The sequence below is a fragment of the Streptomyces sp. GD-15H genome (assembly GCF_045291515.1).
GTDB lineage: Bacteria > Actinomycetota > Actinomycetes > Streptomycetales > Streptomycetaceae > Streptomyces.
The window spans coordinates 5,750,187-5,775,095 of sequence record NZ_CP149447.1 but is presented as its reverse complement, the minus strand read 5'-3'; the positions used below and the strand labels follow the sequence as shown (position 1 = coordinate 5,775,095).

The following is a 24,909-nucleotide window of genomic DNA, read 5'->3' as shown; positions in this document are numbered from 1 at the left end:
GGTCGTCCATGTCCGTTTCCGTGAAGTTTGTCGGCGGCTGTCGGTGGCGAACCGTATTCCGCATGGGTTCCGCCCCCGGAAGCCCTTGGCGGAGGACAGAAGCCATCCGCGTGGAAGAAGGTTCGCCGGCAGCAGTCGGCTGCGATCAGCGGCGTACGCAAGATCAATCGCCGAGACCGCGATCACGTTATCAGCAGATATGAATGAAATTCCCTCAGAGTTATCACAGAGAAATCTTGACCGTTCATTGAATGATCAGAGGAGGTGCGCAGAGCGATCAGACGTGACAAAAGGTGACGAGCCGTCGAGCGTACAGCGCGACGACGAAGCGCGGGACACCGGTTGGTGTTCGGTGTCCCGCGCTTCGTCGTGTGCCGCCCCTGAGGGCGGGTCCTGATCAGTCCTCCGTCGACGCCGTGACCGAGGGCGAGGGCTGCTGGGCCGCTGCCGCGGCCTTCTTCGCCGTCGTCTTCTTCGCGGCCGTCTTGGTGGTCTTGGCCGCGGCCTTCTTGACCGTCGTCTTCTTGGCGGCGGTCTTCTTGGCGGTGGTCGTCTTGGCGGTGGTCGTCTTGGCCGCCGCCTTCTTGGCCACCGTCTTCTTCGTGGCGGCCTTCTTCGCCGTGGCCTTCTTGGCCGCCGCGCGGGCGGTCTTCTTGGCCGGAGCCGCCTCGTCGACGGCTTCCTCGGCGGGCGCCGTCGCGGTGACGGCCGCTGCCTCGGCCTCGGCCGCCTCGTCCGCCGGGACCGTCTCCTCCACCAGGGCCGACGGGACGACCACGACGGCCGCCTCCTCGGACGCGGTGGACACGGTGGGCTTGCGCACCGCGCGGCGGCGCGGGCGGGGCGGGGCGGCGGTCTCGGGCGACGGCTCGGCCGGAGGCTGCTCAGCCACCGGCTCCGGCGCCTGCTCGGGCGTCGCGGACGCCGTGGACGCCGTGTCCACGACCATCACCACCTCGGCCTGCGCACCCGCCGGAGAACCGGCCGGCGCGGACACCTTGCGAGTGGCCCGGCGACGCGTACGGCCCTGGGGAGCGGCGTCCTCGACAGGCTCTGCCGTGGTGGCGGGCGCCTCGACGACCGGGTCCTCGGCGGCGGCCGGTGCGGCGTGCGCCTCGGCGGCCGGCTCCGGCTGGACCGGACGTGCGGTCTCCTCGGCGACCGTCGTGTCCTGAGCCGTCGGCACCTCCGCGCGGGACGCGTCGGATCCGGACCCATCGGCTGCGGCAGCGGCGACCGGCTCACGTCGGGAATCCTCGCGCCTCGGCGCACCCGCCGGGGCCGAGGCCCGTCGGCTCACCCGGCGGCGGGTACGTCCGCGAGTGGCCGCGGCCTCCGCCTCGGCGACGCTGCTGTACAGCTCCTCGTCCGGCGTGAGGGGGGCGCCCCCCTGCTCGAGCGAAGTCGAGAACTCGGGGGACGGCGCCGGAAGCGCGACCGGCACGGCGGCCTCGGCTGCGACCTCGGCCTCCGTCTCCGCTTCCGCCTCCTGCTCCGCCGTCGTGACGACGTCGGCCTCGTGCTCGTGGAGGTGTTCCCCGGCACCGGCCCGCGCCCGCTTCCTGCGCTTGCCGCCGCCTCCGATGGAGGTGGGCTGGTCCAGGTGGACGATGACACCGCGCCCGTTGCAGTGGACGCAGGTCTCCGAGAACGACTCCAGCAGGCCCTGGCCGACCCGCTTGCGGGTCATCTGTACCAGACCCAGCGAGGTCACCTCGGCGACCTGGTGCTTCGTACGGTCCCGGCCCAGGCATTCCAGCAGGCGCCGCAGCACCAGGTCCCGGTTGGACTCCAGGACCATGTCGATGAAGTCGATGACGATGATGCCGCCGAGGTCGCGCAGCCGCAGCTGGCGCACGATCTCCTCGGCCGCCTCCAGGTTGTTCCTGGTGACCGTCTCCTCGAGGTTGCCGCCCTGGCCGGTGAACTTGCCGGTGTTGACGTCGATGACGACCATCGCCTCGGTCCGGTCGATCACCAGCGAGCCGCCGCTGGGCAGCCAGACCTTGCGGTCGAGCGCCTTGGCGAGCTGCTCGTCGATCCGGTACGTGGCGAAGACGTCGACCTCGCTGGTCCACTTCTGCAGCCGGTCGGCCAGGTCGGGCGCGACGTGCGCGACGTACCCGTGGATGGTCTCCCATGCCTCGTCGCCGCTGACGATGACCTTGGAGAAGTCCTCGTTGAAGATGTCCCGCACGACCCGGACGGTCATGTCCGGCTCGCCGTACAGCAGCGACGGCGCGTTCGAGCCGCCACCGCTCTTGGACTTCTTCTTGATCTCCTCCCACTGCCCCTGCAGCCGCTCGACGTCACGGCGCAGCTCGTCCTCGCTCGCGCCCTCGGCGGCGGTGCGCACGATGACGCCCGCGTCCTCGGGGACGACCTTCTTGAGGATGGTCTTCAGCCGGGCCCGCTCGGTGTCGGGCAGCTTGCGGCTGATGCCGGTCATCGAGCCCTCGGGGACGTACACGAGGTAGCGGCCCGGGAGGGAGACCTGGCTGGTCAGACGGGCCCCCTTGTGCCCGATCGGGTCCTTCGTCACCTGGGCGAGGACCGACTGGCCCGACTTCAGCGCGGCCTCGATCCGACGCGGGCCGTTGGCCATGCCCAGCGCCTCGAAGTTGACCTCACCGGCGTAGAGCACGGCGTTGCGGCCCTTGCCGATGTCGATGAACGCGGCCTCCATCGACGGCAGCACGTTCTGCACCTTGCCGAGGTACACGTTGCCCACGTACGAGGTCGCCTGCTCCTTGTTGACGTAGTGCTCGACGAGCACCCCGTCCTCCAGGACGCCGATCTGCGTACGGTCGCCGTACTGCCGGACCACCATGACGCGCTCGACGGCCTCACGGCGGGCCAGGAACTCGGCCTCGGTGATGATCGGGACGCGTCGGCGGCCCTGCTCACGGCCTTCCCTGCGGCGCTGCTTCTTCGCCTCCAGGCGGGTGGAGCCCTTGATGGACTGCACCTCGTCCGACGGCTCGGCCGGCCTGCGCGGTTCGCGGACCTTGACGACGGTGCGCTCGGGGTCGTCGGTGGAGGTCTCGGCCTCACCGCCGCTGTCCCCGGCCCGGCGGCGCCGGCGACGGCGGCGCCGGCTGCTGCTGGAGCCGCCCACGTCGTCGCGGTCCTCGGCCGACTCGTCGTCGTGCTCCGCGTCGTCGGCGGACTGCTCCGCGCCGTCCTCGGCGTCGTCCTCGGCGTCGTGCTCAGCACCGGTCCGCTCGGTGTCGTCCCCGGACTCGCCGCCCTCGGCGTCGGCCTCGGCGGACTCGCCGCGCCTGCGGCGACGGCCACCGCGGCGACGGCGCCGGCGGGAACCGGCCCCTTCGCTCTCGTCGTGGTCGTCGTGGTCGCCGTCGTCGCGGTCCTCGGCCGACTCGTCGGTCTCCACGTCGTCGGCGGACTGGGCCTCGTCGTCCTCGGCGCGGGCGTCGGGAGCGGGCTCGGTACGGGCGGCGGGTGCGGCCTGGGCCGCGTCGGTCTCGTCCGCCGCGCCCCGGCGGCGACGACGGCGGCGCGAGGCGGTGGGCTGCTCCTCCGGGAACTCCTCGATCTCCTCCGGCTGCTCGGGCTCCGGCGTACCGGCGGCCTCGGCGGCCGCTTCGGCGGCGGCCCGCTCCGGCGTCTGGAACTGGGGCTCGGTGAACACGGGAGCCTGGAAGACGGCGACGGCGGGACGGGCGGGGCGCTTCGACGTCTCGGCCTCGGTCGCGGCGGATCCGGCGGCGGGCCGGGCGGGCTCGGCGAACCCGGCGGCGGCCTTGCGGACCGTACGGCGACGGCGGCGCGGAGCGGCCTCGTCCGCGGCCAACTCGGCGGGCTGCGCGGCGGGCGTCTCGGGGGCCCTGGTCTCTCCGGTGGGCTCGGTCACGGGAGTCTTCGCCTCCTCGGCGGGGGAGGCGGCGGGCGAAGCGGTCGGGGCGGCCTGCGCCGACTCATCCGCGTCGGTGACGGCAGCGCCCTGTGCCGCCTCGGCGGTCGCGGGCGCGGAGACGCGCCGCGAGGCACGACGCCGGGTGCGGCGGGGGGCCGCGTCCTCGGCAGTGGCGGTGTCGGTGGCGTCCGTGGCGTCGGTGGTGTCCGTGGCCTCCGCGGCGTCGGCAGCGGCAGCGGCGCCTGCAGTGCCTGCGGCGTCTGCGGTGCTCGCGGTCACGGCGCTCTCCGCCGGTTCGGTGGTCCCGGCGACGGTGGCCGCCGGCGAGGTCACGCGGCGCGTCGCACGACGGCGCGCACGCGGCGGGGCGCCGTCCCCGGCGGACTCGGACGGCACTGCGTCCCCGGCGGGCTCGGCGGCCGGAGCGGCCGGAGCAGCGGGGGTCTCGGTCGTCGGTACGACGGTCTCGGCGGCCTCCGCCGACGTCGGCGCCCCGGCGGACGAGACCGGGCGGCGCACCACACGCCGACGCCGGCGCGGAGCGGCGTCGTCCGCGGCTGCCGGTGCCTCTTCCGTGGCTGCCGTCGGCTCCGGGGCAGCCTCGGCCTCTGCGCCCTCCTCGGCCGCGAGCTCGTCGATCTCGTCGAGCGGCTCGGCGGCCGGTATGGCCGGCGTGACGGTCTCGGCCTCCGTGCCGGTGCCCGCCGTGGGCGGGCCGGCCGGGCGGGACGCGGCACGTCGCCGTCGACGCGGCGGCAGGGTGTCGCTCGGGCTGTTCGGTTCGGAGCCCTCTGTGGGCTCGGTCGGTTCGAGCATGCGGGGGTTTCTCCCGTCAGGCTCCCGGGCGCCGCACCTGGTCCGGCGATGCCGGTGACGTCCGCGGCTCGCGCGAAGCGCGGTTACCGCCGTCCGGGGCGCGGGCGCCGCACGGGAACTCTCTGTGTCCTGTCTCACCGGTTCCGTACACCGAATGCGCACGGCCTGGCGAAAGTCTTGTGGTGGGTGCGCTGCCCGACCCAGGTGGCTCCCGAGGTACGAGGGCGGCGCTACGACGTCCGTCCCTACGCGGGACCTTCCTTACACCGGCGCCGTCGCGGTGGCAGTGGCACCGGCCGGATGCGGCTCGGTCGCTGCTGCCTCGCGGTCGGGCGCGAGCGGGTCGGTCACCGTGCCGGTCTCTTCATCGAGCAGCCCCTGCGCCAGCCTGGTCACCGCTGCGGGGACCGGCGGCGCCAGATCGGCCACGGCGCGGAGACCGGACAGGACGTCGTCGGGTCGAACGGCAGGCGTCACGTGCCGAACAACCAGCCGCAGTATCGCACAGGGCTGGTCGGTCGGCCTATCAGCCGAGGAAGGGGGCGTTTCCACGCTCTCCAGAGCCACGACCGCGGAACGGGTGTCGAACGTCCGCACCCCGTTCTTCGTCCGGCGCTGCACCTCGACGGTACCGGCCGCGTTGAAGGCGTCCACCGCTCGGCGGGCCTCCTCACGGTCGACACCGGCCAGCCGCAGTTCCCACACCGAGGCCGTGAGCCGGTCGGCGAGCCCCGGGGTACGGGCCTCGGCCGCCTCGATGACGTCGAGCCCGGCGGGCAGCGACTCGTCGAGGAGGGCTCTGAGCCGCTCCGGGTCCCGCGCCTGGATGAGCGCGATCTCGAGGTACTCCGCCTCACTGCCCGTGCCGGTGGGTGCGGCATTGGCATACGACACCTTCGGGTGCGGCGTGAACCCCGCCGAGTACGCCATCGGCACCTCGGCACGGCGCAGCGCGCGCTCGAAGGCACGCTGGAAGTCACGGTGGCTGGTGAACCGGAGGCGGCCGCGCTTGGTGTAGCGCAGTCGAATGCGCTGCACCGCGGGTGCGGGCGGCGGGCCTTCGGGCTGTCGCTTGCCCAGTGTCGTTCAGTCCTTCGTGAGAGCGGTCGTACTGCTACCAAGAGTACGCGTCTCGCCGCCGGTAGGTTCCCGCCGGTCCCCGACCGGTACCGGCCGCTGTTCCCCGACGAGCACCCGGCGGAGGTCGGCACGCGCCTGCCGCAGTGTCACGCGGGCGGAGGCCAGGGACTGCCCTACGGCCCGCCCCACGACACGCGCCGCCGCGGCGACAGGTCGCAGCGCCACGTCCCGCACCACGTGTCCCACCGGTGTCAGCACACACGTGTACACCCAGCGCACCGGTTCCACGACGAGCCACCGCAAGAGGTTCCTCAGGAACCGCCCCACCGCGAGCGAGACGTACCCGGCGACCCGCCAGGCATGCCCGAGGGCGTTGCCGATCTCCCGCGCGACGACGGCGAGCACCCGCCCGACCGGCACCAGAACCCAGCGCCACACGGCGAGCAGGGGCAGCACGAGCAGGATCCGGGTGATCCAATACAGCCCCGTACCGATACCGGTGACGAGCATGCCCGCCAGCCGTGCCAGCCCCTTCACGCACCGGGCGACGGCCTGTCCGACGGGCGTGAGCACCCATCTGTACAGCCCCGCACAGGGCACGACGACCAGATACCGCGTGAGCCGGGCGAGGGCCGCGAACACCCCGAGCCCGGTCGCGGCCGACACGGCCGCGATCCCGCGCAGCACCCACATCACGCCGTGCCCGAAGGGCGTCAGCACGCGCCCGTACCACCACACCAGCGCGTGCCCGAGCGGCACGAGCACATACCGGTACAGCCACCCGGCGGGAACGACGACCACCAGGTTCCCGAGCCAGGCGAGCGCCTTGCCGAGCGGCACGAGGCCATATCGCCACAGTCCCACCAGCGGCCACACGAACACCGCTCGCCCCACCCACCACAGCGCCCGCCCGAGCGGCCGGAACACGGCACGGTCCAGCCACCGTGCGGCGACGGCACACGCGTCCCACAGCAGCCGCACCGGCAGGACCGCGAGGAACACGAAGATCCGCACCGGCAGGCGGATCGCCACCACCAGACACCCCTCACCCGCCGCCTCCGGCTGCCGCGGCGAAGACGGGCGTGCGGGCGGTGCCGGTCTCCCCACGTCCTGCTTCTCCAGATGCATGCAAGGGAGGACGCCCCGGCAGGCCGTTCGGATGCGGCGGCACCGCCCCGCCCGCACGAGCACCCGCGAATCTACAATGCTGTAGAAATCAGCTCTGGAGTGTCACAGCCGCGCGAACCCGCCGGCCCGTCCGCGCCGCGGGCATGGCGCGCGGCACGAAGGAGCAGATACAGCACGACATGAACGACCACCCTGCCCCCACGGGCGCCACGCCCCGGCCCCTCCGTCACGCCCTGGCGGAGAGAGCCCGCGCCGTCACCGAAGCCCGCTGGTTCGCCCTCACCGTCTTCACCCTGATCCTCACCAACGCGGCCCTGCTGGGAGCCGAGACCTACAGCGGACTCTCCAGGGACTGGCACCACGGGTTACGCCTCGCCGAACACCTCTGCCTCGCCGCCTTCACCGTCGAGATAGCCCTGCGCGCCTGCGCCCACGCGGATCGCCCCCGCGACTTCTTCCGCGATCCCTGGAACCTCTTCGACCTGGCCGTCGTCGCCTGCGCGTTCCTGCCCCTCGTCCGTGAGAACACCACCGTCCTGCGGCTCCTGCGCCTGGCCCGCGTCCTGCGCACCGCCCGCTTCCTCCCTCAGCTGCGGATCGTCTTCGTCGCGGTGGCCCGCAGCCTGCCGGGCACCGTCAGCTTCCTCCTGGTGGGCGCGCTCCTGCTCTACGTCTACGCCATGGTCGGCTGGGTCTTCTTCGGCGAGGCGGACCCCGGCCAGTTCGGCTCCCTCGGCCGCGCCGCCCTCACCCTCTTCCTGCTGATGACCCTGGACGGCCTCGGTGACGCCGTCCACGCGGGCCTGGAGATCTCCCGCTGGAGCATCGTCTACTACGCCTCCTACGTACTGCTCGCCTCGTTCGTCCTGGTCAACGTCCTCATCGGAGTCGTCATCAGTTCCCTGGAGGAAGCCCGCGAACTGGAACACGCACACTCCCCCGCACCCGAAGCGCCCTCGGCCCCCGCCTCCGAGGCCCCCGCCCCGGACCCCGCCATGGACCTACGCACCCGCATCGCCATCGCCAGAAGGGCCCTGGACGACCTGGAAGCCCTCCTCCCGCCCCTCCCACCCGAACCGGCCCCCACACCCGCCCCCGACAGGGCCCGGCTGTAACACCGCACCCGTCGCAGGCCGCGAACGCCGGTGGGCCCACTCCGTGTTCCGGAGTGGGCCCACCGAACGTCTCAGGACAACGGCTCAGGACGTCGCACCACGGGGAGCGGACGCCGTGTTCTTCACCGTCAGGGGCAGCAGCTTCTTGCCGGTCGGTCCGATCTGAATGCTGGTGTCCATCTGAGGACACACCCCGCAGTCGTAGCACGGGGTCCAGCGGCAGTCCTCGACCTCTGTCTCGTCGAGGGCGTCCTGCCAGTCCTCCCAGAGCCACTCCTTGTCCAGGCCGGAGTCGAGGTGGTCCCAGGGGAGGACCTCCTCGTAGGAGCGTTCGCGGGTGGTGTACCAGTCGACGTCCACGCCGAACTCCGCCAGGGCCTTGTCGGCGCAGCTCATCCAGCGGTCGTAGGAGAAGTGCTCGCGCCAGCCGTCGAAGCGGCCGCCGTCCTCGTAGACCGCGCGGACGACCGCGCCGACGCGGCGGTCGCCGCGGGAGAGGAGGCCCTCGACGATGCCGGGCTTGCCGTCGTGGTAGCGGAAGCCGATGGAGCGGCCGTACTTCTTGTCACCGCGGATCTTGTCGCGCAGCTTGGTCAGGCGTGCGTCCGTCTCCTCGGCCGACAGCTGCGGGGCCCACTGGAAGGGGGTGTGCGGCTTGGGGACGAAGCCGCCGATGGAGACCGTGCAGCGGATGTCGCCGGAGCCGGAGACCTCGCGGCCCTTCTGGATGACGTTCATCGCCATGTCGGCGATCTGGAGGACGTCGTCGTCGGTCTCGGTGGGCAGGCCGCACATGAAGTAGAGCTTCACCTGGCGCCAGCCGTTGCCGTAGGCCGTGGCGACGGTCCTGATCAGGTCGTCCTCGGAGACCATCTTGTTGATGACCTTGCGCAGGCGCTCCGAGCCGCCCTCGGGGGCGAAGGTGAGGCCGGAGCGGCGGCCGTTGCGGGTCAGTTCGTTGGCCAGGTCGACGTTGAAGGCGTCGACGCGGGTGGAGGGGAGCGAGAGGCCGATCTTGTCCTCTTCGTAGCGGTCGGCGAGGCCCTTGGCGATGTCGCCGATCTCCGAGTGGTCGGCGGAGGAGAGGGAGAGGAGGCCGACCTCTTCGAAGCCGGTGGCCTTGAGGCCCTTCTCGACCATGTCGCCGATGCCCGTGATGGAGCGCTCGCGCACCGGGCGGGTGATCATGCCGGCCTGGCAGAAGCGGCAGCCGCGGGTGCAGCCGCGGAAGATCTCCACGGACATGCGTTCGTGGACCGTCTCGGCGAGCGGGACGAGGGGCTGCTTGGGGTAGGGCCACTCGTCGAGGTCCATGACCGTGTGTTTGGAGACGCGCCACGGGACGCCCGACTTGTTCGGTACGACGCGGGCGATCCGGCCGTCGGGGAGGTACTCGACGTCGTAGAAACCGGGGACGTACACGCCGCCGGTCCGGGCCAGGCGGAAGAGGAGTTCCTCGCGGCCGCCGGGGCGGCCCTCCTCCTTCCAGGCGCGGATGATCCGGGTGACCTCCAGGACGGCCTGCTCGCCGTCGCCGATGACGGCGCAGTCGATGAAGTCGGCGATCGGCTCGGGGTTGAAGGCGGCGTGGCCGCCGGCCATGACGATCGGGTCGTCCGGGCCGCGGTCCTTGGCCTCGAGCGGGATGCCGGACAGGTCCAGGGCGGTGAGCATGTTGGTGTAGCCGAGCTCGGTGGAGAAGCTCAGGCCGAACACGTCGAAGGCCTTGACCGGGCGGTGGCTGTCGACCGTGAACTGCGGGACGGCGTGCTCCCGCATCAGTTCCTCCAGGTCCGGCCAGACGCTGTAGGTGCGCTCGGCGAGGACGCCGGCCTGCTCGTTGAGTACCTCGTAGAGGATCATGACGCCCTGGTTGGGCAGTCCGACCTCGTACGCGTCGGGGTACATGAGGGCCCAGCGGACGTCACAGCTGTCCCAAGGCTTGACCGTGGAGTTGAGCTCTCCGCCGACGTACTGGATCGGCTTCTGCACATGCGGGAGCAGCGCTTCGAGCTGCGGGAACACAGACTCGGCGGCCACGGCGGCTTCGGCAGGCATCTCGGGAACCTTCGTGTGCTGGCTGGGGGTCCCCCGGCCGGAGGCTGGGGGCGGGGTGACCATCCAGCCTAACCCGGCCGGGCGGGCACCCCGACCGGCGGAAAGGGCGGGAGTGGGGGAGCCGGCGGGAGGGGGCGAGAGCGGTGGGGGCTTCAGAAGGCGGCGGTGTTCCTGATCGACCTCCAGGCTTCCGGGAGGGCGTTCTCGGTGATCTCCGCGCGCCGCTCCTCGCGTCCGTACAGCACCCCGTACGGGAAGGCGCTCTCCCCCGCCGCGTGGGCGACGGCGGCGAGTTCGCGCAGGGCCTGGCGGGCCATGACGCTGTCCTGGTGGTCGCCGAGCAGGCCCTGGAGGGACTTCATGCTTTTGACCAGGTCCTCGGCGGGAGCCTTGAGGGCCGGGCCGGCGGCCTCGGCGGCGTAACGGGTGCGTTTGGTCTTCTTGCGGGCCTCGTGCAGGGCGAGGTCGCGCTCGTGGCCGGGCGGGAGGTCCAGGGCCTGGGTGACGAGGCCGGACAGCTTGTCGAGGTCCTTGCTCACGGCCTTGGCGAGCACCTTGCCCGGTGTGGCCGCGGCCTTCTTCCGCAGGGGCGGGTCGGCCAGCAGGGCGTCGAGGGTGTCGAGCAGGGTGAGGTAGCGGCGGGAGTCGAGGACGGCGGTGACCTTGCCGTGGGCTCCGCGGTGGCCGGTCTCGGACCAGGCCGTCAGCCGGTCGCGGACGGGGCCGAAGACGAGGGTCTCGGGCAGTTCGTCCAGGGCCGACATCAGGTGCTCGGCGAGTACTTCCTGGTCGCGGTCCAGGCCGAGCTGGGTGGCCAGCCATTTCAGGTCGACGCCGATCGGGTCGGTGGCCTCCCGGTCCAGGACGGACCGGAAGGAGCGGAAGGTGCTGCGCAGGCGGCGGGTGGCGACCCGCATGCGGTGCACGGAGTCGGGTACGTCCTGGCGTACGGCGGGGTCGAGTTCGACGAGGGCGTCCCGCTGGGCGCGGACGTAGGCGAGGACGTGGTCGCCGGCGGTGACGGGTTTCCCGACCGGGCGGCTGCGGTGCTTCTGCTTCGGTGCCGCGGCCGGGGCGGCCGCGGGCGCGGGGGCGGCCTGGGGCGTGTGCGTGGGGGGTGCCGTCTCGGCGAGGGCCCGTGCCAGCTTGGAGGGCGACTTCGACGGGCGCAGGCCCGCCTTGCGGAGCCGTTTGTCGACCTTGTCGAGGAAGGCGGGATCGCCGTGGTCGGCGAGTTCGACCTCGATCTCGGTCCACTGGGCGGTCCCGCCGTCGCCGGTGCGGCGCTCGGCGTGCACGGCGTCGACGCTGATCTCGGCGAGGAGCCTGGCGGTGTCGAGGAGGTGGCGTACGTGGCGTTCGGAGCGCAGCCGGACCACGGGCCCGAGTTCCCTGTCTCGGACGCGGGAGCGGACGAGCCGGGCGAGGTCCTCCGGGACGGTGTCGGAGAGCGGGGCGTGGATCTCGTCGCGCACTCCGGGGGCGACGGGGAACTTCAGGTGCCAGCCGGCGTCGGAGCCGCCGGTGCGGCGTCGCAGGGTGAGGGAGGCGGCGGCGAGGCGTTGGTCGGCGGTGTCGTAGTAGGTGGCGTCGAGGTGGACGACGCCCTTGTCGACGAGGGATGCCACGCCGGGGACGCCGGTCAGGTCGGGGAGTCCGCTGTCGCCGGACTCGTACTTTCGCTCGATTTCGCGTGTGGTGTCCGCCATGACCTGAACCTATCCGCCATGACCTGGATCTAGTCACGGCCGGTGCGGAACGGCGGGAGCCGCTCCGCACCGGCCGTGCCGGCGGATACGCCCGCGGTCACGCGGACAGCGGGCGTTGCAGTCTGATCGACTGCAGGAGGCCCACGGCCAGCCACACCGCGAACATCGACGAGCCGCCGTAGGACACGAACGGCAGGGGCAGTCCGGTGACCGGCATGATGCCGAGGGTCATGCCGATGTTCTCGAAGGACTGGAAGGCGAACCAGGCGACGATGCCGGCGGCGACGATGGTGCCGTACAGGTCGGTGGTGTCGCGGGCGATGCGGCAGGCGCGCCACAGGATGACGCCGAGCAGGACGATGATGAGTCCGCCGCCGACGAAGCCGAGTTCCTCCCCTGCGACGGTGAAGACGAAGTCGGTCTGCTGCTCGGGCACGAACTGGCCGGTGGTCTGGGAGCCTTCGAAGAGGCCGGAGCCGGTGAGACCGCCGGAGCCGATGGCGATGCGGGCCTGGTTGGTGTTGTAGCCGACGCCGGCGGGGTCGAGTTCGGGGTTGGCGAAGGCGGCGAAGCGGTTGATCTGGTACTCGTCGAGGACTCCGAGCTGCCAGACGGTGATGGCGCCGATGGCGCCGGCGCCGATCAGGCCGAAGACCCACCGGTTGGAGGCGCCGGAGGCGAGCAGCACGCCGAGCACGATGACGACCATGACCATGACCGAGCCGAGGTCGGGCATCAGCATCACGATCAGCATGGGTACGGCGGCCAGTCCCAGGGCCTGGAGGACCGTGCGGTGGTCGGGGTAGGGCTTGTCGCCGGCGTCGACCCGGGCCGCGAGCAGCACCGCCATGCCCAGGATGATGGTGAGCTTGACGAACTCCGAGGGCTGGAGCGAGAAGCCTCCGCCGAGCTTGATCCAGGAGTGGGCGCCGTTGATGGTGGAGCCCAGCGGGGTGAGCACCAGCAGGATCAGGAAGACCGAGGCGCCGTAGAGGATCGGTACGGCGGTGCGCAGGGCGCGGTGGCCGAGCCAGAGCATGGCGATCATCAGGGTCAGACCGATGCCGGTGTTCAGCCAGTGCCGGACCAGGAAGTAGTACGGGTCGCCCTGGTTGAGCTCGGTGCGGTTGCGGGTCGCCGAGTAGACCAGGAGGGAGCCGAGCAGCGACAGGGCGATCGCCGACAGCAGTATCGGCCAGTCGAGGCGCCGGGCCGGGGAGTCGCGGGCGAGGAGCCGCGTCCAGCCGGCCCGCTCGGGTCCGTAGCCGGAGACGTGGAAGCTGTTGACTCCGCCGGTCATGTCGCCGACCTCCGGCCTGCCGCGCGGCGCGCCCGGCCGGCGCTCCGCCCTGCTCTGCCGTTCCGTCGCGCGCCGCCCCGTCGTGCGTCTCGGCGGCGGGTGTCGCGGTTGGCGGGCGGGGGCGTGTTCACGGTCGCGCCCTGTTCCTGGCCGTCGGGCGCCGTTTCGGTCTCCTCGGTCCCGGTCTCCTCGCTCTCGGCCTCCTCGGTGGCCCGCATGTCCTTGGCCGGGTCCTTGGAGATCTTCGGGGGGGCGATGGTGCCGTCCGGCCTGACCTTGGGCAGCGTCTTCTGCGGGGTGGGCAGCAGTGCCTTCTTCTCGTCGATGTCGCCGTCCGGGGAGACGCCGTACAGCGCGTTGTAGATATTGCGTACGGCGGGGCCCGAGGCGCCGGACCCGGTGCCGCCCTGGGAGATCGTCATGACGATCGAGTAGTCCTTGGTGTAGGTCGCGAACCACGAGGTGGTCTGCTTGCCGTGGACCTCGGCGGTACCGGTCTTGGCGTGCATCGGGATCTCGTCCTGCGGCCAGCCGCCGAACCGCCAGGCGGCCGTACCGCGGGTGGCGACTCCCTCGAGGGCTCCGTCTACGGCGTTGAGGGTCTTCTTCGTCATCGGCAGCTTGCCGTGCGCCTCGGGCTCGATCTCCGTGACCCGCTTGCCGTCGGGGCTGATGACGGCCTTGCCGACGGTGGGGGTGTAGAGGGTGCCGCCGTTGGCGAGGGCCGCGTAGACGGTGGCCATCTGGATGGGGGTGACGAGGGTGTCGCCCTGGCCGATGGAGTAGTTGACGGAGTCACCGGCGCGCAGTCGGTTGCCCTCGAGGCAGTTCTCGTAGGCGATGCGCTCGACGTAGCTGCCGTCCTTCTTGCCCGACTTGCACCAGGCGTCCTTGTTGGCCTTCCAGTAGTCGGCCTTCCACTGGCGGTCGGGGACGCGGCCGGGGACCTCGTTGGGCAGGTCGATGCCGGTCAGCGCACCGAGGCCGAACTGGTGGGAGGTCTTGTAGAACCAGTCCTTGGCGTTCTTCTTCGGCTTGTTGCCGCCGTCGCGCTTCCACTCCTCGTGGGAGAGCCGGTAGAAGACGGTGTCGCAGGAGACCTCGAGGGCACGGCCGAGGCTGATCGCGCCGTGGCTCTGGGATTCGAAGTTCTTGAAGACCTGGCCGCCGATGGAGTACGAGCTGGAGCACTCGTAGGGGCCTTCGAAGGAGTGGCCGGCGTTGATCGCGGCGGCCGTCGGGATGACCTTGAAGATGGAGCCGGGTGCCGACACGCCCTGGATGGCGCGGTTCAGCAGCGGGTAGTTGGACTTCTTGCCGGTGAGCTTGGCGTAGTCCTTGCCGGAGATGCCGCCTACCCAGGCGTTGGGGTCGTAGGCCGGGTTGGAGGCCATGGCGACGACGCGGCCGGTCTTGGCCTCCATGACGACGACGGCCCCGGAGTCGGCCTCGTAGAGGCGGTTGGTGTTGCGGTCCATCTCCTTGCGGGCGGCCTTCATCGCCTCGTTCAGCTCGTACTCGGCGACTCGCTGGACGCGGGCGTCGATGCTGGTGACGAGGTTGGCGCCGGGCTGGGCGGGGTCGGCCTGGGCCTCGCCGATGACGCGGCCGAGGTTGTCGACCTCGTAGCGGGTGACCCCGGCCTTGCCGCGCAGCTCCTTGTCGTACTGGCGCTCGAGGCCGGAGCGGCCGACCTGGTCGGAGCGCAGGTACGGCGAGTCGGTGTCCTGGGCCTCCTGGAGTTCCTCGTCGGTGACGGGCGAGAGGTAGCCGAGGACCTGAGCGGCGTTGGCCTGCCCGGGGGCCGCGTACCGGCGTACGGCCTGGGGCTCGGCGCTGATGCCGGGGAAGTCCTCGGCACGCTCGCGGATCTGCAGGGCCTGCTTGGCGGTGGCCTCGTCGGTGAGGGGGATGGGCTGGTACGGCGAGCCGTTCCAGCAGGGCTGCGGGGTCTTGGCGTCACACAGCCGGACCTTCTCCATGACCTCGCCGGCGGGCATGCCGAGGACACCGGCGAGCTTGGTGAGGACGGCCTTGCCGTCGTCCGGCATCTTCAGGAGTTCGGTGCGGGAGGCGGAGACGACCAGCCGGGTCTCGTTGTCGGCGAGGGCCACTCCGCGGGCGTCCAGGATGGAGCCGCGGACCGCGGGCTGGACGACCTGCTGCACGTGGTTGCCGGAGGCCTCCTTGGCGTACTCGGCGCCCTCGCGGATCTGGAGGTACCACAGGCGCCCGCCCAGGGTGCCGAGGAGGGAGAGGACGAGGACCTGGATGACGACGAGCCGGATCTGGACCCGTGTACTGCGCCCGGTCTCGGGGATGTTACTCATGGGCGCAGCCCGTTCCGTTGAGGGTGGTGGTGGGAGACGGGTGGGAATTGGTCACGCGGCTTCCTCCCCCTCGGTGAGGTTCTGCGAGGTCACAGGCGCTTTACCCCCTTGATGCGGCCGGCCCGCGCCACCCGTGCCCGCGCCGCCTTCACCCGGAGGCCCCGCTGGGCGCCGATGCGCAACCCGGTGCCGCCGGAGCTCCAGCCGGAGGCGATGTCCCCGGACTTGGCGGAACTGTTCTCGGCGAGTGGATCGTTCTCGGCGCGCCGGGCCAGGGCCATGACCCCGGGGACGACGAACGGGGCGAGCAGCAGGTCGTACAGGGCCGCGCTGAAGAGCAGTCCGCCGAGGCCAACATTGCGGGCCGCGGTGTCGCCGACGAGGGCGCCGACACCGGCGTAGAGCAGAGTGGTGCCGATGGCCGCGGCGACCACCACGGCCATCGGGCCGGTCGCCGATCTCACCTGGCCGTTCTCGGGCTTGACCAGCCCGGCGAGGTAGCCGACGAGGCACAGCACCAGGGCGTAGCGGCCGACGGCGTGGTCGGCGGGCGGAGCCAGGTCGGCGAGGAGGCCGGCGGCGAAGCCGACGAGGGAGCCGCCGACATGGCCGTAGACCAGGGCGAGGCCGAGGACCGTGAGGAGGAGCAGGTCGGGGACGGCGCCCGGGAGATGGAGGCGGGCGAGGACGCTCACCTGGACCACCAGGGCCACGGCGACCAGTGAGCTGGAGAGCAGGATCCGGTTGACGCGCATGGGGTGACAGCTCCTACTGCTCTTGCTGGTCCTGGCCGCCGGCCGGGGCGGACGGGGTGACGGTCACCGTGACGGTCGGCGTGGGCGTGGGCTTCGGCTTCTTGGGCAGCACCGTGTCGCGCGGGTCCTTCTCGGGGGCTTGGACGACCACACCGACGACGTCGAGCTTGGTGAAGCCGACGAACGGCGTGACGTAGAGGGTTCGGGTGAGGTCGCCGCCGGAGGGGTCGACGCGGGAGACGGTGCCGACGGGAACCCCGGGCACGAACGGCTTGTCGGCCTGTGAGCCGAAGGTGACCAACCGGTCGCCCTTCTTGATCTCGGCCTTGCCGTTGAGGAGTTCGACGCGCAGGGGCCGGTCGCCCTGGCCGGAGGCGAAGCCAAGTTCGTCGCCGGCCTCCATACGGGTGCCCACGGTGAAGTCGGGGTCGTTGGCGAGCAGCACGGTGGCGGTGTTCGGGCCGACGGTGGTGACCCGGCCGACGAGCCCGTCGCCGTTGAGGACGGTCATGTCGCGCTTGACGCCGTCGTTGGCGCCGACGTCGATGGTGATGGTCCAGGAGAAGCCCTGGGCCGCTCCTACGGCGATGACCTGGGCGCCCTTGATGCCGTACTGGCCCTGGCCGGCGACCTTCAGCAACTTGTCGAGTTGCTCGGCTCTACTGCGGTTGCGTTCGTCGCTGCCGAGTTCGGTCTTGAGCGCGGCGTTCTCCCGCTCCAGTTCGGCGAGCCGGTCGTGCCGGTCGCCGGAGTCGCGGACCGCGGAGACGGCGTTGCCGATCGGGTCGACCGCGCCGGCCACTCCGTTCTCGATCGGGCCGAAGACCGTCGCCGCGGCCTGCCGGGCACCGTCGACCGGTGAATCCTCTCCGCCGCGGATGTCCACCGTGATCAGTGCGAAAGCGGTGGTGATCAGCAGCACCAGGAGCAGCCGGCTCTCTCGTGTGTCCCTCACGTGCGGCGGCCGTGCCTTCCTCGTCGAGAACGGGTAGCGAAAACGGGGGTGATGGGCGTGGTGGAGCGGTGACGGGTCGTCGGGCTCGTCGGGCCGATCGAAGTGGTCGGAAACTGTCGGGAATTACGGGAACTGCGGATCTGACGATCCATGGATATGGGAACTACGGGGGGCAGTTTATGTCTCTATATCAACGATCCGCCGTACGAGAGGAGATCGTCCCGTACGGCGGAATCGAAGAGTCGCGTCATCTGCGCGGCTGGGCGTCCAGCACCTGCTGGAGCGCCTCGAACTCCTCGACGCACTTTCCGGAGCCGAGCGCCACGCTGTCCAGCGGGTCCTCGGCGATGTGGATGGGCATGCCCGTCTCGCGGCGCAGCCGCTCGTCCAGACCGCGCAGCAGCGCTCCGCCGCCGGTCAGCACGATGCCCCGGTCCATGATGTCGCCGGACAGCTCCGGCGGGCACTTGTCCAGGGTGGTCTTGACGGCGTCCACAATGGCGTTGACGGGCTCCTCGATCGCCTTGCGCACTTCTTCGGCGGAGATGACCACGGTCTTGGGCAGCCCGGAGACCAGGTCCCGGCCGCGGATCTCGGTGTGTTCGTCGGAGTCGAGATCGTACGCCGAACCGATCGTGAGCTTGATCTGCTCGGCCGAGCGTTCACCCAGCAGGAGGGAGTACTCCTTCTTGATGTGCTGGATGATCGCGTTGTCCAGTTCGTCGCCCGCGACCCGGATGGACTGGGCGGTGACGATGCCGCCGAGAGAGATGACCGCGACCTCCGTGGTGCCGCCGCCGATGTCCACCACCATGTTGCCCGTGGCCTCGTGGACCGGCAGGCCGGAGCCGATGGCGGCGGCCATGGGCTCCTCGATGATGTGCACCTGCCGGGCGCCGGCCTGGGACGACGCCTCGATGACGGCACGGCGCTCGACGCCGGTGATGCCCGAGGGGACACAGACGACGACCCGCGGACGGGCCAGGTACCGCCGCTTGTGGATCTTCAGGATGAAGTAGCGGAGCATCCGCTCGGTGATCTCGAAGTCGGCGATGACGCCGTCCTTCAGCGGACGTACGGCAACGATGTTGCCGGGGGTGCGCCCGATCATCTTCTTCGCTTCGGCCCCGACCGCGAGGATGCCACCGGTATTGGTGTTGATCGCGACGACGGACGGCTCGTTGAGTACGATTCCGCGACCCCTGACGTACACCAGCGTGTTGGCGGTCCCGAGGTCGACAGCCATGTCACGGCCGATGAACGACATAGAGTTCCCCATGAGGATTCGTCTGGCCTTCCCACTGGCTTTTGAGGGCTTTTCAGGTCGGCGTGGTGGGTGCGGTGACGCGAAGGCTTCCATCGTAGACGCGCCTTCGCGAACACTGCGCGAGGGTCTTCGCCATTGTCATCAGATGGCGGGTCCGGTTGCTTGTGGAGACGGGCCAACGGGGGCACTCGTTCCCCCGAACGCCGCGCATGTGTCAAAAAGGTCTGGGGGCAAAGCCCCCAGACCAGCCGCCGGACGGCCAAAAGCGCAGCGCACGGCCGCTATGCGATTGTTATGCGCGGCCCTGGTGGACGAGCCGTCACACGCGTCCGGGGAAGAAGATCTTCACCTCGCGCTCGGCGGACTCCTCGGAGTCGGAGGCGTGGATCAGGTTCTCCCGGACGATCACGCCGAAGTCACCGCGGATCGACCCGGGGGCCGCGGCGACCGGGTCGGTCGGACCGGCGAGTTGGCGCACTCCCTCGATGACCCGCTCACCCTCGACGATCATCGCCACGACGGGGCCGGAGGCCATGAACTCCATCAGCGGCTCGTAAAAAGGCTTGCCCTTGTGCTCGCCGTAGTGCTGTTCCAGCGTGTCCTGGTCCAGGGTGCGCAGCTCCAGCGCGGTGAGCTGCCAGCCGGCCTTGCGCTCGATGCGGCTGATGATCTCGCCGGTCAGGCCACGACGGACGGCGTCGGGCTTGAGGAGGACGAGGGTGCGCTGGGTCACGGCGGAGCTCCTTGGGTTTCGGGGCGAGGGTGGTGAGCGGTTCTGTGAAGGTTACCGGGCGTGGCGTCGCGCCCGTCACGCAGTGTCAGGATGGTCCGCCATGGCGGCGAACCGGGCCTTCGCCTCGTCGATCTTCCGCCCGTAGTGCACCGAGGCCCACCACAGCACCGCGAACAGCACTCCCAGGAAGAACATCATCGGGACGAAGACGCCGGAGGCGATCAGGGCGAGCTGCAGGGCCCAGCCGAGGGCGACGCCGCCGGGCCGGGTGATCATCCCGCAGAGCGCCACGCACAGGAACATGGCGATGCCGCAGACCGTCCACACGGTGGTGACGGAAAGGTCCGGGTCCTTCATCGCGACCAGTCCGGCGAAGCCGATGACGAAGACCTCGCCGATCAGGGTCGAAGCGCAGAGTGTACGCACGGTTTCTCAGCCCTTCCCCAAGAGCAGTCGGGCCTCGCCGACGGTGATGACGGAACCGGTGACGAGCACACCGCCGCCGGTGAACTCGCCCTCCTCCTCGGCCAGCGTGATCGCGGCCTCCAGCGCGTCGGGCAGCCGGGGCTCGACCTGGACGCGGTCCTCGCCGAACACCTCGACGGCGATCCCCGCCAGCTCGTCGGCGTCCATCGCGCGGTGGCTGGAGTTCTGGGTGACGACGACCTCGGCGAAGACCGGCTCGAAGGCCTCGAGCAGCCCGCGCACGTTCTTGTCACCGCTGGCACCGACCACGCCGATGAGCCGGCTGAACTGGAACGCCTCCCCGATCGCCGCGGCCGTGGCCCGCGCGCCCGCCGGGTTGTGGGCGGCGTCCAGCACGACGGTGGGTGAGCGACGTACGACCTCCAGCCTGCCCGGCGAGGCGACGGTGGCGAACGCCTTGCGCACGGTGTCGATGTCGAGCGGTTCGGCACGCTGGGCGCCGACGCCGAAGAACGCCTCCACGGCGGCGAGCGCCACGGCCGCGTTGTGCGCCTGGTGGGCGCCGTGCAGCGGCAGATACAGCTCGGGGTACTCCCCGCCGAGGCCGCGCAGGGTCACCTGCTGGCCGCCGACGGCGACCTGCCGGGCGACGACGCCGAACTCGAGCCCTTCCCGGGCCACCGTCGCGTCGACCTCGACGGCCTTCTTCAGCAGCACCTGGGCCGCGTCGACCGGCTGCTGGGCCATGATCACCGTCGCGTCCGGCTTGATGACGCCGGCCTTCTCGGTGGCGATCTCGGCGGGCGTGGCGCCGAGCCGGTCGGTGTGGTCGAGGTCTATGGGCGTCACGACGGCGACGCTCCCGTCGATCACGTTGGTGGCGTCCCAGGTGCCGCCCATGCCGACCTCGACGACGGCGACGTCCACCGGCGCGTCGGCGAAGGCCGCGTACGCCATGCCCGTGAGTACCTCGAAGAAGGACAGCCGGTACTCCTGCTGGGAGTCGACCATCTCGATGTACGGCTTGATGTCCCGGTACGTCTCCACGAACCGCTCGGCGGAGATCGGCGCCCCGTCGAGGCTGAGCCGCTCGGTGACCGACTGGACGTGCGGCGAGGTGTACCGGCCCGTGCGCAGTTCGAAGGCGCCGAGGAGGATCTCGATCATGCGGGCGGTGGACGTCTTGCCGTTGGTGCCGGTGATGTGGATCGAGGGGTACGCGCGCTGCGGCTCGCCCAGCACGTCCATCAGCGCGGCGATACGGCTGACCGAGGGCTCCAGCTTGGTCTCGCCCCAGCGGGACGCCAGCTCCCCCTCGACCTCCCGCAGCGCCCTGTCGACCTCGGGGTCGGCCGGCCGCGCGGGCACCTCGGCGTGCGGCGGGCCGCCCTGCGTGCGCAGGGTACGGCTGCCGGCCTTGATCACCGCGAGGTCGGGGTCTCGGTCGGTCTCGGCGGCGATGATCTCCTCGAAGGAGTCGAGGGGGTCACCGGAGCCGGGCTGCTCACTGTCATTCGGGGGGGCTCACTCACGAGGCCAGTCTACGTACCCGGCCCGCTTCCCCTCCCCCAGCAGCCGACGACCCCGGAGCCGTGCTCAGGTTCCGGGGGCCGTCGGTCGCCGTCCGCGGTCACGCCGGGGGCAGCCGGTCCAGCTGGGCCTGGATGCGGGCGATGTCCTCGTCCGCCTTGGCCAGCCGCGTACGGATCTTGCCGACCACGTGGTCGGGGGCCTTCGCCAGGAACGCCTCGTTGCCCAGCTTGGCCTCCGCCTGCTGACGCTCCTTCTGCGCGGCGGCCAGGTCCTTGGCGAGGCGCTTGCGCTCCGCCGCGAAGTCGATCACCCCGGACAGGTCCAGGGCGACCTCGACGCCCGCGACCGGCAGGGTCGCCGTCGCGGTGAACGCGTCGCCCTCCGGCTGCAGCCGGAGCAGCTGCCGGATCGCCGCCTCGTGCGGGACGAGGGCCGAGCCGTCGAGGGACAGCCGGGCGGGGACCCGCTGGCCGGGCTGCAGGCCCTGGTCGGCGCGGAAGCGGCGGACCTCGGTGATGACCGACTGGAGGGTCTCGATCTCCCGCTCGGCGTCGGCGTCCCGGAAGGCGCTGTCCTTGGGCCAGTCGGCGATGACGACCGACTCGCCGCCCGTGAGGGTGGTCCACAGGGTCTCGGTGACGAACGGGACCACCGGGTGCAGCAGCCGCAGCGTGACGTCGAGGACCTCGCCCAGGACCCGCTTGCTCACCTCGGCCGGTTCGCCGCCCGCCTGGAACGTCGTCTTGGACAGTTCGACGTACCAGTCGAAGACCTCGTCCCAGGCGAAGTGGAACAGCGCGTCGGACAGCTTGGCGAACTGGAAGTCGTCGTAGAACGCGTCGACTTCGGCGACGACGGAGTTCAGCCGGGACAGGATCCAGCGGTCGGTCGACGACAGCTTCGACGCGTCCGGCAGCGGGCCCTCGACCGTGGCGCCGTTCATCAGCGCGAAGCGGGTGGCGTTCCAGATCTTGTTGGCGAAGTTGCGCGAGCCCTGGACCCAGTCCTCGCCGATCGGCACGTCGACGCCCGGGTTGGCGCCGCGCGCGAGGGTGAAGCGGAGCGCGTCCGAGCCGTACTTGTCCATCCAGTCCAGCGGGTTGACCGCGTTGCCGAAGGACTTCGACATCTTCTTGCCGAACTGGTCGCGGACCATGCCGTGCAGGGCGATGGTGTGGAACGGCGGGGTGCCGTCCATCGCGTACAGGCCGAACATCATCATCCGGGCGACCCAGAAGAAGAGGATGTCGTAGCCGGTGACCAGGACGGAGTTCGGGTAGAACTTCGCGAGGCTCTCGGTCTGTTCGGGCCAGCCGAGGGTGGAGAACGGCCACAGGCCGGAGGAGAACCAGGTGTCGAGGACGTCGGTGTCCTGGTGCCAGCCCTCGCCGGTCGGGACCTCGTCGTCCGGACCGACGCAGACGACCTCGCCGTCCGGCCCGTACCAGACGGGGATGCGGTGGCCCCACCACAGCTGGCGTGAGATGCACCAGTCGTGGAGGTTGTCGACCCAGTCGAAGTACCGCTTCTCCATCTCCTGCGGGTGGATGGTGACGCGGCCGTCGCGGACGGCGTCACCGGCGGCCTTCGCCAGCGGGCCGACCTTGACCCACCACTGCATGGACAGCCGCGGCTCGATGGTCGTCTTGCAGCGCGAGCAGTGGCCGACGCTGTGGACGTACGGCCGCTTCTCGGCGACGATCCTGCCCTCGGCGCGCAGCGCGCCGACGATGGCGGAGCGGGCCTCGAGCCGGTCCTGGCCCTGGAAGGGGCCGTGGGCGGTGATGACCGCGTGCTCGTCCATGACCGTGATGGCGGGCAGGTTGTGCCGCTGCCCGATCTCGAAGTCGTTCGGGTCGTGCGCCGGGGTCACCTTGACGGCGCCGGTGCCGAACTCGGGGTCGACGTGCTCGTCGGCGACGACCGGGATGGAGCGGTCGGTCAGCGGCAGCTTGATGAGCTTGCCGACCAGGTGCTTGTACCGCTCGTCGTCGGGGTGGACGGCGACGGCCGTGTCACCGAGCATGGTCTCGGCGCGGGTGGTGGCGACGACGATGGTGTCGTCCCCGTCGCCGTACTTCATGGAGACGAGTTCGCCGTCGTCGTCCTGGTACTCGACCTCGATGTCGGAGATCGCGGTCAGGCAGCGCGGGCACCAGTTGATGATGCGCTCGGCGCGGTAGATCAGCTCGTCGTCGTAGAGCCGCTTGAAGATGGTCTGGACGGCCTGGGACAGCCCCTCGTCCATGGTGAAGCGCTCACGCGACCAGGCGACGCCGTCGCCGAGGCGACGCATCTGCCCGCTGATCTGCCCGCCGGACTCGCCCTTCCACTGCCAGACCCGCTCGACGAAGGCCTCCCGGCCGAGGTCGTGCCGGGACTTGCCCTCCTTGGCGAGTTCCCGCTCGACGACGTTCTGCGTGGCGATGCCGGCGTGGTCCATGCCGGGCTGCCACAGCGTCTCGTGGCCCTGCATGCGCTTGCGGCGGGTCAGGGCGTCGATGAGGGTGTGCTCGAAGGCGTGCCCGAGGTGCAGGCTGCCCGTGACGTTCGGCGGGGGGATGACGACGGTGTACGGGGGCTTGTCGCTCTTCGCGTCGGCCTCGAAGTAGCCCCGCTCCACCCAGCGCTCGTACAGCGGCCCCTCTACGTCGGCCGGCGCGTACTGGGTCGGCAGTTCGGGGGTGGACGCTGGCTGCGGCTGCTGAGTGTTCTCGGTCACGAGCGTCAGTTTACGGGTGTCACGGCCCAGTCCCGAAACGCGATTCCTTTGTAACGGTGCACCCCCCGATGGCCTGATCGCGTCCCCTCTGAGCCAGGATGTCAACGACACGTAAACATCTGGAGGGGAACCCAGAAGATGAGCCACAACCAGCCGGGCCCGTACGGCGGGCAGCCCCAGCAGCCCGGACCGTACGGTCAGCCGGGTCCCTACGGCCAGCAGCCGCAGGCTCCGCAGCCCGGCTACGGCTACCCCCAGCAGGGTCCCCCGCCCGGCCAGCCCGGCTACGGCTACCCCCAGCAGCCCGGCCAGGGCGTCCCGCCCCAGCAGCCCCCGTACGGCCAGCCCCCGTACGGCCAGGCCCCGTACGGCGCGCCGCAGCCCCCGGCGCCCGGTGGCGGCTCCAAGAAGGCCGGCTGGATCATCGGCGCGGTGGCGGTCGTGGTGGCGATCGGTGTCGGCGCGTACTTCGTGATCGGCGGAGGCGGCGCGGGCGGCGTCGTGGACGACGGCCCGCACAAGCTCTCGGCGCCGGAGAAGGTGATGGGCGAGTACACGCGGGTCGGTGAGGGCGGCGAGGACTCGAGCTCCAGCACCACCGAGGACCTGGCCAAGGGCGGCGTGAAGAACGGCAAGTCGGTGGGCGCCTCCTACTCGACGGCCGACTTCAGCCGGTACGACCCCAAGGATCCCGACCCGGCCGACATGCCCGGCCAGGACGAGCTGCTCAAGGCGAAGGGCGTGACGTTCATCGGCGCCTACGGCGAGGTCGAGGACCCCGAGGCGGCCGTGGACAAGCTCTTCGCCAGCATCAAGAAGGAGACCGACAAGAGCTCGAGCAACGAGCTCATGTCCGAGCTGGTGGGCGAGCCCGAGGCGGTCGACCTCGACGGTGCGGTCATGAAGTGCCAGGCGGGCAAGGGCAAGAACAACCTCACCAAGAAGGACACCACCAACTGGTTCTGCATCTGGGCGGACTACAGCACGGTGGCGGTGGTCTCCCCCGGTGACAACACCATGGACATCACGAAGGACGCCGCCGCGGACATCACCACGAAGCTCCGCAACGACGTGCGCGTCCCCGCGTAGACGGAGCGACTGAAGG

At 70.9% G+C, this 24,909-nt stretch carries 16 protein-coding genes; 2 read left to right on the top strand and 14 right to left on the bottom strand.

The window, feature by feature from the left end; all coding sequences use genetic code 11:
* Positions 1 to 397 precede the first annotated feature (397 nt).
* The 3 genes from WJ438_RS27235 to WJ438_RS27225 all read right to left on the bottom strand — a co-directional run bounded on the left by WJ438_RS27235 (position 398) and on the right by WJ438_RS27225 (position 6,901).
* Positions 398 to 4,693: an Rne/Rng family ribonuclease gene (locus WJ438_RS27235; RefSeq protein ID WP_406727560.1), complete on the bottom strand. Its 4,296-nt coding sequence runs from the start codon at positions 4,691 to 4,693 to the stop codon at positions 398 to 400.
* Positions 4,694 to 4,954: 261 nt separating this feature from the next.
* Positions 4,955 to 5,731, bottom strand: coding sequence for a TIGR03936 family radical SAM-associated protein (locus tag WJ438_RS27230; protein WP_406727559.1), 777 nt, complete (start codon positions 5,729 to 5,731; stop codon positions 4,955 to 4,957).
* Positions 5,732 to 5,779: 48 nt separating this feature from the next.
* A complete protein-coding gene (locus WJ438_RS27225) occupies positions 5,780 to 6,901 on the bottom strand; it encodes a hypothetical protein (RefSeq protein WP_406727558.1) in 1,122 nt (373 codons plus the stop codon).
* A gap of 179 nt (positions 6,902 to 7,080) precedes the next feature.
* Between WJ438_RS27225 and WJ438_RS27220 the strand changes: the two genes are divergently transcribed.
* On the top strand, positions 7,081 to 8,016 hold the full coding sequence (locus WJ438_RS27220; protein ID WP_406727557.1) for an ion transporter: 936 nt from the start codon (positions 7,081 to 7,083) through the stop codon (positions 8,014 to 8,016).
* Positions 8,017 to 8,100: 84 nt separating this feature from the next.
* On the opposite strand, the gene WJ438_RS27215 is transcribed toward WJ438_RS27220, so the two are convergent.
* The 11 genes from WJ438_RS27215 to WJ438_RS27165 form a co-directional block, all read right to left on the bottom strand.
* Positions 8,101 to 10,074, bottom strand: a complete 1,974-nt coding sequence (locus WJ438_RS27215; protein ID WP_406727556.1) for a TIGR03960 family B12-binding radical SAM protein — start codon at positions 10,072 to 10,074, stop codon at positions 8,101 to 8,103.
* A 152-nt stretch (positions 10,075 to 10,226) separates the two neighbouring features.
* Complete coding sequence (locus WJ438_RS27210; protein WP_406727555.1) at positions 10,227 to 11,783, bottom strand: CHAD domain-containing protein; 1,557 nt, start codon at positions 11,781 to 11,783, stop codon at positions 10,227 to 10,229.
* Between the two features lie 97 nt (positions 11,784 to 11,880).
* Entirely contained in the window at positions 11,881 to 13,083 is a 1,203-nt protein-coding gene (rodA, locus tag WJ438_RS27205; RefSeq protein ID WP_406727554.1) for a rod shape-determining protein RodA, read from the bottom strand.
* Entirely contained in the window at positions 13,080 to 15,413 is a 2,334-nt protein-coding gene (gene mrdA, locus WJ438_RS27200; protein ID WP_406727553.1) for a penicillin-binding protein 2, read from the bottom strand. The genes rodA and mrdA overlap by 4 nt, the downstream gene beginning before the upstream one ends.
* An 89-nt stretch (positions 15,414 to 15,502) precedes the next feature.
* Positions 15,503 to 16,168 carry a rod shape-determining protein MreD gene (mreD, locus tag WJ438_RS27195; RefSeq protein WP_406727552.1) on the bottom strand — a complete coding sequence of 222 codons (666 nt, stop codon included), beginning with the start codon at positions 16,166 to 16,168 and terminating at the stop codon, positions 15,503 to 15,505.
* Between the two features lie 13 nt (positions 16,169 to 16,181).
* Positions 16,182 to 17,123 (bottom strand): rod shape-determining protein MreC, encoded by a 942-nt coding sequence (gene mreC / locus WJ438_RS27190; protein ID WP_406727551.1) that lies wholly within the window; start codon positions 17,121 to 17,123, stop codon positions 16,182 to 16,184.
* A gap of 247 nt (positions 17,124 to 17,370) precedes the next feature.
* The gene (locus tag WJ438_RS27185; RefSeq protein WP_202277820.1) at positions 17,371 to 18,390 is read right to left on the bottom strand and encodes a rod shape-determining protein; all 1,020 of its coding nucleotides are present in this window, start codon (positions 18,388 to 18,390) and stop codon (positions 17,371 to 17,373) included.
* 319 nt (positions 18,391 to 18,709) lie between these two features.
* Positions 18,710 to 19,123, bottom strand: a complete 414-nt coding sequence (gene ndk, locus WJ438_RS27180) for a nucleoside-diphosphate kinase (RefSeq protein ID WP_388441714.1) — start codon at positions 19,121 to 19,123, stop codon at positions 18,710 to 18,712.
* A gap of 75 nt (positions 19,124 to 19,198) precedes the next feature.
* A complete protein-coding gene (locus tag WJ438_RS27175) occupies positions 19,199 to 19,549 on the bottom strand; it encodes a DUF4233 domain-containing protein (RefSeq protein ID WP_406727550.1) in 351 nt (116 codons plus the stop codon).
* A 6-nt stretch (positions 19,550 to 19,555) separates the two neighbouring features.
* Entirely contained in the window at positions 19,556 to 21,013 is a 1,458-nt protein-coding gene (locus WJ438_RS27170; protein WP_406729825.1) for a bifunctional folylpolyglutamate synthase/dihydrofolate synthase, read from the bottom strand.
* 166 nt (positions 21,014 to 21,179) lie between these two features.
* Positions 21,180 to 23,804: a valine--tRNA ligase gene (locus WJ438_RS27165; RefSeq protein WP_406727549.1), complete on the bottom strand. Its 2,625-nt coding sequence runs from the start codon at positions 23,802 to 23,804 to the stop codon at positions 21,180 to 21,182.
* 138 nt (positions 23,805 to 23,942) lie between these two features.
* Between WJ438_RS27165 and WJ438_RS27160 the strand changes: the two genes are divergently transcribed.
* The gene (locus WJ438_RS27160) at positions 23,943 to 24,893 is read left to right on the top strand and encodes a hypothetical protein (protein ID WP_406727548.1); all 951 of its coding nucleotides are present in this window, start codon (positions 23,943 to 23,945) and stop codon (positions 24,891 to 24,893) included.
* Positions 24,894 to 24,909: the final 16 nt, after the last annotated feature.